15 protein-coding genes are annotated in these 14,208 nt (G+C 59.6%); 10 read left to right on the plus strand and 5 right to left on the minus strand.

All coding sequences use genetic code 11. The features are described from left to right. Positions 1-176 precede the first annotated feature (176 nt). The gene (locus tag HV773_RS33510; protein WP_175198133.1) at positions 177-434 is read right to left on the minus strand and encodes a PAAR domain-containing protein; all 258 of its coding nucleotides are present in this window, start codon (positions 432-434) and stop codon (positions 177-179) included. Between the two features lie 296 nt (positions 435-730). Here HV773_RS33510 and HV773_RS33515 point away from each other — a divergent pair, with 296 nt between their 5' ends. The 9 genes from HV773_RS33515 to betI all read left to right on the plus strand — a co-directional run bounded on the left by HV773_RS33515 (position 731) and on the right by betI (position 8,025). Continuing rightward, positions 731-1,066: a hypothetical protein gene (locus HV773_RS33515; protein ID WP_175198134.1), complete on the plus strand. Its 336-nt coding sequence runs from the start codon at positions 731-733 to the stop codon at positions 1,064-1,066. A gap of 105 nt (positions 1,067-1,171) precedes the next feature. Continuing rightward, positions 1,172-2,830 carry a C1 family peptidase gene (locus HV773_RS33520; RefSeq protein WP_175198135.1) on the plus strand — a complete coding sequence of 553 codons (1,659 nt, stop codon included), beginning with the start codon at positions 1,172-1,174 and terminating at the stop codon, positions 2,828-2,830. A gap of 4 nt (positions 2,831-2,834) precedes the next feature. After that, a complete protein-coding gene (locus HV773_RS33525; protein WP_175198136.1) occupies positions 2,835-3,854 on the plus strand; it encodes a hypothetical protein in 1,020 nt (339 codons plus the stop codon). 51 nt (positions 3,855-3,905) lie between these two features. Further along, positions 3,906-4,715 carry an AAA family ATPase gene (locus tag HV773_RS33530; protein WP_175198137.1) on the plus strand — a complete coding sequence of 270 codons (810 nt, stop codon included), beginning with the start codon at positions 3,906-3,908 and terminating at the stop codon, positions 4,713-4,715. Next, entirely contained in the window at positions 4,706-5,275 is a 570-nt protein-coding gene (locus HV773_RS33535) for a hypothetical protein (protein ID WP_175198138.1), read from the plus strand. Before HV773_RS33530 ends, HV773_RS33535 begins: the two co-directional genes overlap by 10 nt. Before the next feature lie 80 nt (positions 5,276-5,355). After that, a complete protein-coding gene (locus tag HV773_RS33540; RefSeq protein WP_175198139.1) occupies positions 5,356-6,327 on the plus strand; it encodes a helix-turn-helix transcriptional regulator in 972 nt (323 codons plus the stop codon). 122 nt (positions 6,328-6,449) lie between these two features. After that, complete coding sequence (locus HV773_RS37330; RefSeq protein WP_281365327.1) at positions 6,450-6,584, plus strand: hypothetical protein; 135 nt, start codon at positions 6,450-6,452, stop codon at positions 6,582-6,584. Positions 6,585-6,694: 110 nt separating this feature from the next. Beyond that, positions 6,695-7,210, plus strand: a complete 516-nt coding sequence (locus HV773_RS33545) for a hypothetical protein (protein ID WP_175198140.1) — start codon at positions 6,695-6,697, stop codon at positions 7,208-7,210. Between the two features lie 92 nt (positions 7,211-7,302). After that, positions 7,303-8,025: a transcriptional regulator BetI gene (betI, locus tag HV773_RS36720; protein ID WP_281365329.1), complete on the plus strand. Its 723-nt coding sequence runs from the start codon at positions 7,303-7,305 to the stop codon at positions 8,023-8,025. Positions 8,026-8,206: 181 nt separating this feature from the next. On the opposite strand, the gene hpnJ is transcribed toward betI, so the two are convergent. After that, the gene (hpnJ, locus tag HV773_RS33555) at positions 8,207-9,628 is read right to left on the minus strand and encodes a hopanoid biosynthesis associated radical SAM protein HpnJ (protein WP_175198168.1); all 1,422 of its coding nucleotides are present in this window, start codon (positions 9,626-9,628) and stop codon (positions 8,207-8,209) included. 579 nt (positions 9,629-10,207) lie between these two features. Here hpnJ and HV773_RS33560 point away from each other — a divergent pair. Then, positions 10,208-10,549: a hypothetical protein gene (locus HV773_RS33560; protein WP_175198141.1), complete on the plus strand. Its 342-nt coding sequence runs from the start codon at positions 10,208-10,210 to the stop codon at positions 10,547-10,549. A 234-nt stretch (positions 10,550-10,783) separates the two neighbouring features. Here the strand turns inward: HV773_RS33560 and HV773_RS33565 are convergent, their stop codons facing one another. The 3 genes from HV773_RS33565 to HV773_RS33575 form a co-directional block, all read right to left on the minus strand. After that, positions 10,784-11,167: an ATP-dependent protease gene (locus HV773_RS33565; RefSeq protein ID WP_175198142.1), complete on the minus strand. Its 384-nt coding sequence runs from the start codon at positions 11,165-11,167 to the stop codon at positions 10,784-10,786. A gap of 89 nt (positions 11,168-11,256) precedes the next feature. Beyond that, positions 11,257-11,559: a hypothetical protein gene (locus HV773_RS33570; RefSeq protein ID WP_175198143.1), complete on the minus strand. Its 303-nt coding sequence runs from the start codon at positions 11,557-11,559 to the stop codon at positions 11,257-11,259. 278 nt (positions 11,560-11,837) lie between these two features. Further along, entirely contained in the window at positions 11,838-14,153 is a 2,316-nt protein-coding gene (locus HV773_RS33575) for a sigma-54-dependent transcriptional regulator (protein ID WP_175198144.1), read from the minus strand. Positions 14,154-14,208: the final 55 nt, after the last annotated feature.

The raw sequence follows: 14,208 nt of genomic DNA on the forward strand, positions 1-14,208 counted from the left end.
GCGATATTCGAAAAGCTGGCCGATGCCCTCATGGCCCGAGACGCGACGCGGAACCAGCACGTCCTGGTGGGCTTTGTATGTCCGTTTCCGGAACTCCCATTCGAGGACATAATCGGGCAGTGCGTTGCCCCGCATGCGAACCGGGCTGACGTAAAGCCTGTCGGAAGGCGACATGATTACGCCGCCTGTTGCAGCGTCGCGCCGCATGCGGTCTGGTCCCCGATGAAAGCGACGCGCACGCCGCCATGCGTGCGCCTGCTCGCCGCGATGATGGGGAAATCGCCGCCACACTTCGGGCACCTGACGAGATGGCCGTCGAGCGCAACGGCGATGCCCTGGTGAGTGAGATTCGGCGCGGCCTCAATGACCTCGCCGCCGTGGTCGGTGGTGTCGCCCAGGCGGGCGACTTCGCGTCCTGTTGTTGCGTCCTTCATGTGCCAGTACCTCGTACAGAGTTGAACGGGTGGAGCGTCGGGACGCTCGTTCTGGCATCTTGTTTTTCTATGCTTTTTACAATCTATAAGCTAATTCCGAAATTGGATCTAAATCGAGACAAAGTCTGTAGGAAAAATAGAAATACCAGGTTTTATTGACATTCTGCAATATCTGCCTTAAATCGCGATTAAACCGGAGGCTCCGAACTTGCCTCCGAATTCCCCAGAGCCCGCGCAATGCGGGCTTTCTGTTTTCTGCACGATTCCCCCTTATTGATGTCCTCCAGAGGCTCACCATGCGCGACCTCTACACGAGCCACGCGGCGGCGCTGCGGAATGCGCTGCGCCATACCGTCGAGCGCGGCGGGCAATCCTCGCTGGCCGTGCTGCATCAGGGCGTGCCATCGGCCTATACGCTGACGGGGGGACGACGCGACCGCGCAGGCCTACGCGCCGCGTACGCTCAAGTCTCGACCCTGTACAGCCGCTCGGCATGTAGAACGTCACCGGCTGCTTTACCGTCTGGAGCAGTCTTCAAACCTGTCCGCATTTTTGCGGACGTAGCAATTGCCGGCGCATCGGTCTCGCCTGGCCCCACACATCTCGCAAACGTTTTACATCCGCAACAGTAAAACGCATGAAGGCCTATTACCCTCAACTTTTCCCGCGCGTGGACGATATAGCAAATATCCCTAGCCAGATGCGAAGCATCGCGATCACCGATAACTCGAACCAGCATGGCCACCACCGACACCGAGACGCCTTCATTCAACACGTTCACCGACATCGGATCGACTAACATCTGGAGCGACGCTCAGCTAGCCGACGCACCGCTCCAGGAGGAATTCGCTCCGACCATCCCCCGCTCGCGCCAACTCCGCGACCAACGCCTGGACGAACTTCTGACAAGCTGCCGCGAACAAGTCCTGCAGCAAATCATTGGCCCCTTCGGCCTGACGCCGGCAATGTTCAACGACAAGCTCGGCGGCAACGTCACCACCCAACACAACGCCGAGCAGGACATCTTCGCGAAGCAGTCGGAGAAGTACAAGCGGGGCGACTACGGCTACGCGAGCGCAAGGAGCAAGAAGAAGCAGGAGATGGTCGCAAACGGCACCATGAACTCCCAGGAATTCACGGACGCCTACACCGGCCAGAAAGCGCCAACCAAACGCATCAACGAAAACGGTCAGTTGGTGATGAATGCCGAACTCGACCATACCGTTCCGATGAAGGAGGCTCATCGACAGGGCGGCTGGATGAAGGACAAGGAAGGCCGCAAGCAAATCAGTTCGGAAAAGGACAACCTGAACTACACGACGCACGATACCAACAACGACAAGAGCGCCACGCCACCAGAGGAATACCTGAGCGCCGAAAACGGCTTCGATGAAACGATTACGAAGCCGCTTGTCGAAAAAGCGCAAGACGCGGTCGATAAGCACATGCCGACCACCAAGGAGCGCGTCGCTTATCACGGCAAGGAGTTGTTGGTGACCGGCGCGGCCGAGGCTGGAAAGAATGCGCTGCGCCAGGCGATGGGCGTGTTGATGTTCGAGTTCGTCAACGGTTCGTATCTGGAGATCGCGGCCGTCATCAAGGAGCCGAAGCAGGAGGTGAGTCTCGTCGATCGTGTCGTCGATGCGATGAAGCGGGTGCTCGAGCGCGTCAAAAACAAAATGCGCGACGCATTCGACGCGCTGGTGTCGGGTGGCGTTCAAGGCTTCGTCAGCAACTTCCTGACCTTCGTTATTAACAACGTGATCACCACGTCGGCCAGGATCGTGACGATCATCCGCGAAAGCATCAAGGGCATATGGGCAGCGGTGAAGATGGTCGTGTCTCCTCCCAAGGGGGCGACGGGGCTGGACGTTGCGCGTGCGGCCACCAAGCTGATCGCAGGCGTCGTGACCACATGCCTTGGGATGGCGTTCGAGCAGTCGGTGAGCGGCTTCATTCTTTCTTTTCCGCTGTTGGCGCCTCTGGCCGACATACTCGCGCCAGCGGTCACCGGCATCCTCACCGGAGTGATGACCGCGCTGACGATCTTCAGCATCGATCGGCTGTTCGACATGATGTCGGATAAAGGCACGGAATACCTTGAAGCACAACTGGCGAAGGCCGATGCCGATGTCACGCTGGTGGGCCAACTTGCATCGGTGATCGACCGGCAGTTTGTTCAATCGCAGATGTACGCACAGATCGCGCAAGAAAACCAGGCGGTCCTGTCGGCGTACACGCGCAACGAACGAAGCCTCGCCAATGCGGTGGAACTGGCGCGCTCGACCGGCGACCTCAGAGCCGACACGGTCGCCATTATCGAAGCGGCCCGCGCGCGACGGCAGGCGGCTCAGGCAGCGCTTGGCGATCTGTTTAACCAATGCTCAATAGATTAACGAAATGGCAGACATCATTGAAAAACTGGCGCAACTGGATGTGCCGAAAGAATTGCTTGGTAACGTTGACGTCGACGAAGTCCTGAACCGGTTCCGGCGCATCTTCCGCCAACTCGACGATCTGAAGAACTTCCGCACCGAGCACGAACAGCGCAATGTGATCATGCGCTGGTTGAACAGCGACCAGCTCGAAACCGCACAACTGAACGCGCAGCAGATTCAAGCCGAGTTTTCGAAGACGCTGGGACAGCTGATGGTGATCAGCATGTTTCAGGCACGAAAGCTGGAAAGCCAGCAGGGCCAACTGCTGACGCAGCAAGGCGAGATCAAGAAACTTTCGGAGAGCATCGACAAGCACACCGCCGAACTGGCGGACGAGCACGCCAAATTGTTCGAGCAGGGCGAAGAGGTCAAGCGCCTCGTCAAGGATTCCTTCGACATCCAATACACGCTGGACACCGAGCGCAAGCTGATCGCGATTGCGTCGCAGGTCACACAAAGCAAAGACGATCTGGTCGCGGCATTCGATCAAAAGCTGACCGAAATGGGCGAGTTAGCCGAGCAGTCGGAGCGCGTCGCCGCCGAGCGGATCGAGTGGCTGACTGAGCGCTTCGATCAGCGTGAGAAGGCGTTCCACGCGCGTGCGCGGGAGGAGGCGGAAATCCAGGCTGAGCAATTTCGAGCGTTGGAAGCAACTGGGCTCGAGCGCTTGAGCGTTGTCGAACGGGAGGTTGCTGCAAAGCTGCAGGCATCGGCGGAGCGGGAGCAGGCCGCTGCTCGCGAGTGGAAAGCGGAGGCCGGGCATCGGGAGCACGACCGTCAAGCGGCACAAGCGGCACAAGCGGAGATCGACAAGCTGAGCCACGATTTGGTCGAACTTCGCGCGGCGTCGGCGGCGCAACAAGTGGCATTGCAAATGACAAAGCAATGGGCGGAGGACAAGGTTCGCCGGCTTCGCGTGTCGACGTGGGCGATAGCGCTTTGTGCCGCTGCCGGGATTGGTGTTGCGTGTGTATTGCGTTGATCGATCTTTAACAGTCGACCCGAAACAAATATTCATGCGCCGCGCTCCCAAATGCAAATCCTTCTCCGTGAACACGTAGAGTCGCTCTACCCCCTCATCTACCTTGTCACCTACGAGGAGCGCGAGGCCGACGCCTTGATCCAATCCGTCGCCGGCGACCGTCAAATTCTCGAATGGGACATGGCGCGCGGCTTCGTCGACTTTTCCACCAAGCGCCCGACCTCGCCGTACCAGAGCCTCTCCGACGCAGTCGAAACGCTGCTGGAAATGGATCTCACGAACCATTTCATTGTGATCAAGGACGCTCACCTGGCGCTAAACCAGAACCCGCTCGGTGTTGCGAGAATCAAAGCGCTTGCCGACAAAATCGTCCATCACGACGCCACGTCCGCGACGCTCTTTATGGTCTCGCCGCAGCCGTGCGTGCCGCCCGAGCTCGAAAAATTCGTCACGCTGCTCGATCTCCCGCTTCCCGATGAAAGCAGCATCGCCGCCATCATCACGAGCTACGCGGGCCACTATGACCTCGACCTTTCAGCCAGCCTGATCGCCGACCTTGCTCAAGCGTTCCGCGGCCTGAGCAAGCAGGAGATCACGCAGCTGCTGAATCGCGGCTACCAGCGCGACGGCAACATCAGCGCCAACGACATCGAACTCGTGCTTGCCGAGAAAGAGCAGATCATCAAGAAGAGCGGCATCCTCGAAATGCTGCCGATACGAGAAAAACTTGAAGATATCGGCGGCCTCTCGAAGCTCAATACGATGCGGCCATTCCATCGAAGATGCCGTACAAGTACGCCATCGATCAGGAACGGGCGGCTACCGCGCGTGTCGTCGCGCTCGCGTCGAATATGTCGTTAAGCCCGGCTTTGCAAGAACTGTTCACGGGCGACCTTAATTTTGGAGTGAGCCGGAGCAAGGTGCGCGCGTCGCTCGCGGCCAACGCGGTCATCGGCGAAAAAATTCAGGCTCGACTTCTCGCCACGAGAGACGAGGGCGTTTTGCGAGCACTTGCGTCCAATCCTTCATTAGCCGTTGCGAATCAGCATGAGTTGCGTGCGAACGGGAGCATCGAAACGCGCGTATTGCTATGCCAGAACCCATCGGTTGCATCGTCGGTCCGGGAGAAGCTGTTGCAGTCGCTGACGAATGACGATCTTTCTACGCTCGAATCCCGGCTGTCGAGCGCGCGGAGCACCTATGAAAGGCGTTGGGACGAAGAAATCGCAGCCATGAAAAAGGCGTCGGACTATGGCTTTGATGGGATTTTCTGGTCGGAGGAGAAGCGCGCCAAGCTCGACCGCGACGCGGATTTTGCCTCCAAGGACAAATGGAAAGCGTGGAATGAGTCGGTCGATTGCGAGTCGTTTGTCACTGGCCTGAAGAAGCTGCTGGCAGAGAAAGAAAGCGTGAGCGCGTAACGGAAGCGCGGCGTATGACGACAAAAATAGACTCCGAGATTCTCGCCGTTCTGCCTACTCCGCGAGACCAGCAGCGCTGGATGACAACGCCCGGCGTTGCCGACGCGGTCAGACGGTTTGGCACCGATGTCGCGCACGTCAAGACGGTGCAGCGGCGGCTTGAAGCGCTGCTCGAACAGGGCGTTGTCGTGAACCGTCGCGCCGGCAATGCGCTGGAATGGCAGCGCAAGGACGGTGCGAGTGGCATTGCCGCCAAAGCCGGCGCCATGATGGGCTTCGATGAAGCGCTGGCGCTGCAAGTTCTTAACCGCTTTGCCGGGCGCCAGATTCCGTCGTTGGTCAGCTCGTCCCTTAAGGGACTATTCGACGTTGCGGACGAAAGAATCGCGCGTGGATCGAGCCAGGAGGGGCGGCGTCATGCGAGCTGGCATCGCAAGGTGGCGGTCGTGGACGGAGCGTTTCGGCTTATTCGCCCACCTATCAAGGAAGTGGTTTTTCAAATGGTGTCGCACGCGCTATTTGCCGAGCAGTTGCTGGAGATAGGTTACCGTGCGCGGTCGAAGCCCGGCAACGAACCCGTACGACACGTTTTGATGCCGCTCGGACTGGTCGAAGCCGCTGAAATGGTTTATCTCGTTGCAAAGCAACCGGGCAAGCCTAACGCTGTCACGTATCGACTCGACAGAATGGAGAGCGCGGAAGTAAAGCTCGAATCGTTTGCCTATCCACCGGACTTTTCCCTCGCGCATTACGTCGAAAACGAGCGGCACTTCGATTTCTTTCCGCAGGGCAAGGTGCAGATCGTTTTGCGCTTTGCCGGCGATGCGCGTCATGCCGTTGTCGAAACACCGATCTCGATTGACCAGGCAATCGAAACCAACGACCACGACTCGATAACGGTCCGGGCAACGGTCATGCTGAGCGATCGCCTGCATTGGTGGATTCGGGCATTTGGACCGTATGTGGAAGTGCTTGAGCCGAACTCGCTTCGTCAGACGTTCGCCAATGAGGCAAAGCGCGCGCATGAGCTTTATTTCACGACGGGAGCGTGATATCGGGCGGAGGCTGCGCGATCGGTGGGTGGGCTGGAGACAGAAAATGTCTTGATCTCAGGATAGATTGTCGCGAGGTGCTTCCCAGTGTTGGGCGCATCATGAACGCTAACGGAGCTCGAATGATCTCGAACAACTCTCCTCTTGAAACGCTCGCGGCATTTGCGATTGTGTTCGTCGCGGGTGTTTTGTCTACCACCGTGCTTGGCAAATACATCGATAAGGTGCGCCGCGATGCGCGCACCTCGGTTGCTTGACGCAGCGGATAGAGCGGGGCGGTTTCGCTCCGCTACGCGCGATCAATCGGACAGCTTTTGTCCCAATCACAATCCAATATGGAGGCTTGCTAAACAACCTGGCCAGCCTCATGACTAAATCGACGGATAGCCTCCCGCGGGAATACGCAGTTGATCCAGGCGCTCATCGCAATAGCCCGCAACCGTTGCAAGTCGCATTACGGCTGTGGGGATTCGATGAACGTGAAGTGCGCTCCTGGATCGACGATTTGCCGTCGTTGGACGGCACGCTGAACTGGAGCATCGCACGCGAGCGCGCCGCGGACGGGGCGGCGGTCGTCGTGCATGTGGTCAAACCATCGCCGCGTGCGCAAGATGCGTTTTGCTGGAACTGCGTTGGTGCGAATCGCGCGATGGTCTGTGCTCTGGAAGGGACGCGGCCGGAAATCGTGTTGTTCGCCGGTGATGCTGCGCAGCTTCCACGTCGTCGCGCGGGAGTGTGGTCGGTTGCTGGTGATATGCCTGCATATGCTGCGCTTCAGGCACTCGCGTACATGATTGGTGCTTCCGCGGGTAAGGGGGCTAACGGGCAGTTCGGCATGCGGCGCGATTTGCTTGCGGTTATCGCACAACGTCTTGATGCGTGAGTGCGTGTCAGCGCATTGCTGTGACTTCGTGCACCGCACGTTCCGTCTTGACGACCCATTACTGTCGTTAGTCACGAAGGTACGCCAATGGCATCCGTCGTGCTGATTTAATGGAAGCGGCCTATCTGACGATGCAGGAGCATGGCCTTTCGGGAATTACGACGGCCCGCGTAGCTGAGCGCGCAGGTATGTCGACCGGTCTCGTCCATCACTATTTCAAAGACAAGAATGAACTGATCGAGAGTGCCATCCGTGTTTCAACTGCCGAACAAAAGAAAGATGTGCTCGCATGCGTTGCTCGCGCTCGCACGCCGGCTGAGCGGATATGGGCAATTATTGAAGGTAATTTTTCTGAAAGAGGTTACACGAGGCCAATCGCTCAGGGCTGGGTCTCTTTCTGCGGAAATGCGTGCTTCAACCCGCGATTCCTTCGCATTCAGAAAATCGTGCATCGACGCATGGACGACAATTTGTTATTCAGCCTGAAAATGCTGTTGCCGCTAGATCAAGCTCGAAATGTTGCGCTTGAAATCAGCGTAATGATCGACGGATTTTGGTTACGACTGGCCTTGCAGGGGACACCGAACCGTTCCGAGGCGCTTGCTCGAATGCGAGTCTATCTGGAGAGAGAGCGAAACCGCTCGCGCGGTAAGGGGCTCCGGTCCGACGCTGGAGGTCAGGGAGAGGCCGGTCACGCGGTTTTATGTTGGCGAATTCTACCGATTCAGGGCGCGAACATGATTCACCTGGGCAAGCGTGAACCGGAGATATATGGAAAGACGACGGCTAGCGAGCTTGACGCCATGCTCCACTAGCACGCACGCTCAAGACTCACGGCGGCCAATCCGGATGGGAGTGAGCGGCGGGTCTCCGAAGCAGTCTTCCCTCTGGTGACTCAAGCAACGGCCAGGGTCATGTTGGACATAGACCCCGGGCGAAAACGGCCCTTCACTGGGGGTGGCGTTCAATCCGAGGTGGATCTCTCGACCTGGCGCCTCATACCTTGCGTGCACGAAGATATCTGAAGAACTCCGCACCTTCCTGCAACCGCCGCCTCATCATCTCCCAACTCATCAACATTTCGCGGACGATTTCCCAGATTTTCGACGGCCGGAAATAGAAGCGCTTGTAGAACTCCTCGACGCCAAGGTAGATCTCCTCGCGCGACAGGTGCGGATAGCCGATCGTGGAAGCCTGGGTGCCCGCGGAATTGACGAGGGTGATGACCTTGGTGTCATTGAGCCATCCATTTTCGACGGCCTGCTTGTGAAGGACCGTACCCGGATAGGGCGCGGCGAGCGACACCTGAATCGTATGGGGATTGATCTCTTTCGCGTACGCGATTGTCTTCTGTATCGTCTCGTGCGTTTCGCCGGGCAGGCCGAGGATGAATGTGCCGTGAATCTTGATACCGAGCTTGCGGCAATCCTCACTGAACTGGCGCGCCATATCGGTGCGCAGGCCCTTTTTGACGTTCACGAGAATCTGGTCGTCGCCGGATTCATAGCCGACGAGCAAAAGCCGCAACCCGTTCTCTTTCATCACCTTGAGGGTGGAGTAGGGCACGTTCGCCTTCGCATTGCACGACCACGTCACGCCTAACTTGCCAAGTCCGCGAGCGATCTCTTCTGCTCTCGGTCTCAGATCCGTGAAGGTGTCGTCGTCGAACATGATCTCCTTGATCTCGGGCATGTTGTCTCTGATCCATTTCACTTCTTCGAGGACGTTTTCGACCGAGCGCGTGCGATAGCGATGGCCGCCGACCGTATGCGGCCAGAGGCAGAAGGTGCACCTGGATTTGCAGCCGCGCCCCGTATAGAGCGACAGATAGGGATGCTTCAGGTAACCGCTGAAGTAATGCTCCGGCGTCAGGTCGCGCTTATAGATGGGCGAGACGAACGGCAACTGGTCCATGTCTTCGAGAATGGGCCGGGCGTCGTTGTGCACGATTGCGCCATCGGGCAGGCGGTAGCTCAGGCCGAGAATCGATTCGAACGGAAGCCCCTGCGCAATTTCACGACATGTGAAATCGAATTCTTCACGGCATACAAAATCGAGTGCATCGCTTGCGGTAAGCGAACCGTGAGGGTCGACGGCCACTTTCGCGCCGATCATCCCGACGAGGATCGTGGGTTTGTGCTGCTTCAAGTGCTCTGCGAATTGAATGTCGGTCTGGAACGACGGTGAACTCGTATGAATGATGACAAGTTCGTATTCCTGTGCAATGTCAAGCGTCGCTTCGAGCGACAGATCATCGGCGGGGGCATCCACGACACGGCTTCCCTCGACCAGCGCCGCGGGTTGGACGAGCCACGTTGGATACCAGAACGATTTGATCTCGCGCTTCGTCTGGAAGCGGGAACCTGCGCCGCCATCGAAGCCTTCATAGGAAGGTGCCTGCAGAAACAACGTTTTCATGAATCCCCTCGAAGAAAATCGTCCACGCGGGCCAGATGAATTGTCCGCAGGGACTCGCCATGCATCGGCGATGTTCACGAATTATTTCGAAGCCTTCAAAAACATGATAATGCTGCGGGGGAGCGGCTTTCGATGCAGTCCTCTCCTTTGGATCTATCGGGACGCGTGGCAGGGGCCACATCAGCATCCTTTTTGAGCCGCACGACAGACGACGCGAGTTGCCGAGGCGGTGGTTCTCACCGGGGAGCAGCGGCGGATCAAGAATACTACGACTTGCGGTCTCGGAACCGCGAAAAAAATGGACGATTGGCCCCGCCGCTCGTGACAGGGAGATGACTTCGAAGGGTGGGGTTGGTATTAACCCGATGTCGAACGTGTCGCATTCTTGGGCAGGCGCGATTCTTTCTGTACTATATTTTCCTGAATCGGTTTTTCACCGCAGCGCGGGTTTGGCAGAGGCATCTTCTTTACGCGGCGTGCAGCGTCGCGCGCGGCAACCCGGATTACGGGGAATCCCTTGCGGTAACGCCACGGCGCGTGGGTTCACGGCGCCCGGTGTCCCAGAGTGGGAGGCGAGATATGGCGCTGGATCACGGCAGTGGAGACGGCGTGCCGGTTGGCAACGGCCGGTATATCAGCCCGGCCGAGTTTCTGCTGATGGCGGGCTTTTTAACGTACCGGGCATCGCTCGCACCGATCGACGCCCGCGTGGCCGCTCGGCGTGTTTTGGACGCCGTGCTCGGCGTGGCCGCGGCCCACGGATTCGCGCATGCAGACGCACTCGAATCGATGATGGCGAGCGCCGAAAAGTCAGCACGCGTGCGCAGGCTCGCAGAGCAGGCGACTGCTGCGGTCGGCGATACCGTCGCTTATTTGCAAGTGATTCGCGGTGCCGGCGTAACGCTGGAAGCGGACCCCTGAACGCGGGCGGCGGCGAATGTACGCGCATGAAAGCGGCGCGAGCCGATCATCTGGTTCGGAAGGGCGCCTTGAATCACCGAGTCATGTTCGTCGTTGTCCGCCAGATAACGGAGCAAATCGACGTGCCTTGCCAACGAGAAAAGCTTCATCCACCGAAGCACCAGGTGCACCACGCACCGACCCGACTCTATCTCCGCACCCAGCACGACTTAAAACTCCGATCGCAAGCGCCAATCAAAGATCCCCGCGCACTTCCCCCGTACCCAGCGCGCTTCGCTGCCGATTAACCTCCGCCCAAAGCGCATCGCTGTCGTCATTGCGTAGCAGGACAATCCAGTCCAGTTGATCGTCAGTCACGCCGAAGTATTCACGGATTTCCCTGCGGACCACGTCGACAAACTGCGCGTATTCCGGCGCAACCTGTGCCTGCGCATGCAAGGCATCATATTCCGCATCGTCCGCACCGCCACCGTGCTCATCGATATAACGCGAGATCCACTGATCCCGTTCGCGGTCGTAGTCGGCCTCGGCGCGCATCGCCTGCACAGCTGTGTATAAATCCAGTTGGGCAAACGCGGCGATCGCCGCCGTTGTTGCCTCGTCGAATGTCGTTGTCATCCCGTATCTCATGTTGGTCGTGGCGCATCATCGCACGGGCCGCACACGGACGGGTTTCCCTTCATTCTTCGCCACAACGCGCCAGACGCTCAAACATCCCCGAGTTGATCCAGCAAATGCCGAAGTCGTCGGGCTTGGGCGGGCACGATTTGCGGCGTGGAGGCAATGCGTTCTACGCGATCGCGCCAATAGCGCCGACCGAAAACGGCAATGTTGTCATCCACCGCAACGACGATCTCGAGATGGGCAATGGCGCCATCGAGATTTTTCGCCGTATAGGGGCTTTCGCCCAGAGCCCCGGTTTTAATATCCTGGTGTGTCATCACACGCTTCGTATTTTGATTGGCGCGTTTCGAATCCTGAACTGCCTCTTGCTCAATTGTGGTTGCCATTATTTTCGGCCCTGCGTTTGCATACATCCGCCGTGCATGCGAACTGCGCATGGCAATGCGACCCCGTCATCGTTTTGGTGCGGGCGTATTGGGCGCCTTCCCGATCCCGCATGACAGAGAGTAAGCAACGATCGCGCCAGCATCCGACGGCTCCATGGCGGCGGGATGAGCTAGTGCGTGAGAGGGCGGCGCAGGACGATTCCGTCCGCGAAAATGGCGAGGAATGGACGATTTCGTCCATTCCAACCGGATTGATCAACGTGCTTGAGCGGCTTGTTTTATCGGCCTGCGCCGGGTCCCCGAGCGTCCGATCCAATCAACGCTACGCGGCGAAGTTCGGCCAGCAACGCTATCGCGTCCGCGATCCGGCTGGTCGAATCGGCTGTTTGCTCCCGTAAGCCGCGAGCGAGCGTGTCGATCGCTTCGGCACCGCGCCCGGTGGAGCGCAAGAGGTCGGCGAGATAGCGGGCGGCATCCACGCGCGCGGGCACCGAACCGAACGCGAGCGCCGTGGAAAGGGCGGTGCGTAAGCCCTGCTCGGCGGACGTCAAATCTCCGAGCGCCCACTGCGCCCGCGCGCGGGTGACCAGCAATTCGCCCAGATGGGCGCGCTCCTGGCGGGCAAGGGTTTCGTCGACAGCAGCGGCGAGCATCGTTTCGCATTGCTCCGCGCGGCCGCATCGCAGCAGCAACTCGCCGTGCTGCCACATCTTGAAGGAATGGAATAGCGCGCCGCCGTTGCAGAGCATGTGATTGTCGTAACCATCGAGCATGACGGCTTCGGCTTCCGCGTTCAGGCCTTGCGCGCTGAGATGGACACCGCGAAGAATCTGCCCCATGCCGCGATAGAACGGGAAGCCGTTGGCGATCGACACCGATTCGAGTTCGCTCGCGAGCGGTCCGCGCCTCGGGTCGTCAAAAAGGCAAGCCAGCCACGCGGCGCCCTGCAGATTGACGGTGTGCGCCAAAGCGTGCGCACCTGGCTCGCCAGCGCGCAGGATCAGCATTTCCATCGCGCGCCGGGCCCGCCCGAACTCGCCGATCTGATAGGCGGCCAGGCCTTCGAATGTCAACGCGAGGCTCGCAAGGTCGATTCCCTGCGAACCCGTGCGCACATCGTCTCTCGTCACGCTGGTCAGATTGCCCCGCGCGAGGCAGGCGAGCGCTTCTTCGCTGTCGCCGAGCCAGTAGAGGGTGTTGGCCATGGCGACGTGCGCTTCGTCGAGCGACACGCGCTCTCCGCTGTTCTGGGCGCGCTGCAGCATGTCCTGTGCGCTTGCGCGCGCCTGTTTGAGCTGGAGCGTCGTCAACTGGGTGGTCCAGACGCCGAACTGGATCGCCGCGATTTCGCCAGGCTCGCAAATGCCGGCGCCTATCTCGAGCGCTGCCGTATAGCAGGCCGTGGCTTCCGCGTACAGCCAGCCGTGCACGCTGCGCAGGCTCATGCCGAGCAGCCGGTAGGCGTCGAACTGCATGCGGCGCGCGGTGGCTTCGTCGCGGCTTGTCTGCAGCACGTCGAGGCAACGCCGCAAATGAGGAATGGCCTCGGCGAAGCGCGACGCTTCGATAAGCGCGCTCGCGTGTTCAAGACTTTTCTGGGCTTCGCGATGGTGCTCCTCGCGAGACTTCAGGCGGCGTTCGATGGTCTTGCGCCCTACGCCGAGCAAGCTGGCCGCAGCGCTCTTGTTTCCTGCGGTGCGTTCCAGCGCGCGATCGATGAGGAGATCTTCGGCGGCGGCGAGTTTGTCGCGTCCCTCGAGTTGCAGCAGCATGTCCGCGAGTGCCGCGCGCGAAAACGACCCGGCTGTTTCGCTGGGCAGAAACGGTTCGAGTGTGTCTTCATCGATCAGCGGTTTTTCGGCGAGCACGCTCAACTGGCTGATCAGGTTGCGCAACTGGCGGATATGACCCGGCCAGGTATGCCGGCCGAGCCGCCGGATGGCGGCCGGCGAAAACTCGATGCGGCGCTCCTGCCGCGAGGCGAAATGGGCGGCGAGCGCCGGGATGTCCTCAATCCGCTGGTCGAGTCCGGGCACGGCCAGCACGAACACCGCGAGCCGGTAGAACAGGTCCTCGCGAAACAGGCCCTGGCGCGCCAGTTCGCGCAGATCCCGGTGAGTCGATGCGACCACGCGGCCTTCGAAGCGCACGTTCGACGAGGCGCCGACCGGGCGGAACGTCCGCGTTTCGAGCGCACGCAGCAGTTTGGGTTGCAGCGCGAGCGGTAATTCGCCGATTTCATCGAGCAGCAGCGTGCCTTTGCCGACTTGCTGCAAGAGCCCCGGACGACTCTCGCCGGCGCCGGTGAATGCGCCTTTGACGTGCCCGAACAATTCCGCTTCCACGAGGTGTTCGGGGATAGCGCCGCAATTCACGTCGACGAACGGTTGATCATGGCGCGGGCTGCGCGTGTGTACGCGGCGCGCCACCAGTTCCTTGCCCGACCCGGTGGGCCCGATGATGAGCAACGCGTGATCGGTGGGAGCGACACGATCGACCATCCTGACCAGTTGACGAAACAGTGGCGCCTCGCCAATGAACGCGTCGTAGTCCGCTTTTGCTCCGGAAACCGGCGCGACGGGGAGGGTAGTCATTGAATTCTGGGCTCCGGATCGACGCGCGGCATTTTCATTGTGATGCTTTCCCCGA

The sequence above is a fragment of the Paraburkholderia caffeinitolerans genome (genome assembly GCF_902859945.1).
GTDB lineage: Bacteria > Pseudomonadota > Gammaproteobacteria > Burkholderiales > Burkholderiaceae > Paraburkholderia > Paraburkholderia caffeinitolerans.

Coding starts and splice junctions, on each gene's coding strand:
- HV773_RS33540 (WP_175198139.1), top strand. CDS start 5,356: ATGACAACGCCCGGCGTTGCCGACGCGGTCAGACGGTTTGGCACCGAT.
- HV773_RS33570 (WP_175198143.1), bottom strand. CDS start 11,559: ATGGCAACCACAATTGAGCAAGAGGCAGTTCAGGATTCGAAACGCGCC.
- HV773_RS37330 (WP_281365327.1), top strand. CDS start 6,450: ATGATCTCGAACAACTCTCCTCTTGAAACGCTCGCGGCATTTGCGATT.
- HV773_RS33575 (WP_175198144.1), bottom strand. CDS start 14,153: ATGACTACCCTCCCCGTCGCGCCGGTTTCCGGAGCAAAAGCGGACTAC.
- HV773_RS33535 (WP_175198138.1), top strand. CDS start 4,706: ATGTCGTTAAGCCCGGCTTTGCAAGAACTGTTCACGGGCGACCTTAAT.
- HV773_RS33525 (WP_175198136.1), top strand. CDS start 2,835: ATGGCAGACATCATTGAAAAACTGGCGCAACTGGATGTGCCGAAAGAA.
- hpnJ (WP_175198168.1), bottom strand. CDS start 9,628: ATGAAAACGTTGTTTCTGCAGGCACCTTCCTATGAAGGCTTCGATGGC.
- HV773_RS33565 (WP_175198142.1), bottom strand. CDS start 11,167: ATGACAACGACATTCGACGAGGCAACAACGGCGGCGATCGCCGCGTTT.
- HV773_RS33560 (WP_175198141.1), top strand. CDS start 10,208: ATGGCGCTGGATCACGGCAGTGGAGACGGCGTGCCGGTTGGCAACGGC.
- HV773_RS33530 (WP_175198137.1), top strand. CDS start 3,906: ATGCAAATCCTTCTCCGTGAACACGTAGAGTCGCTCTACCCCCTCATC.
- HV773_RS33545 (WP_175198140.1), top strand. CDS start 6,695: ATGACTAAATCGACGGATAGCCTCCCGCGGGAATACGCAGTTGATCCA.
- HV773_RS33515 (WP_175198134.1), top strand. CDS start 731: ATGCGCGACCTCTACACGAGCCACGCGGCGGCGCTGCGGAATGCGCTG.
- HV773_RS33520 (WP_175198135.1), top strand. CDS start 1,172: ATGGCCACCACCGACACCGAGACGCCTTCATTCAACACGTTCACCGAC.
- HV773_RS33510 (WP_175198133.1), bottom strand. CDS start 434: ATGAAGGACGCAACAACAGGACGCGAAGTCGCCCGCCTGGGCGACACC.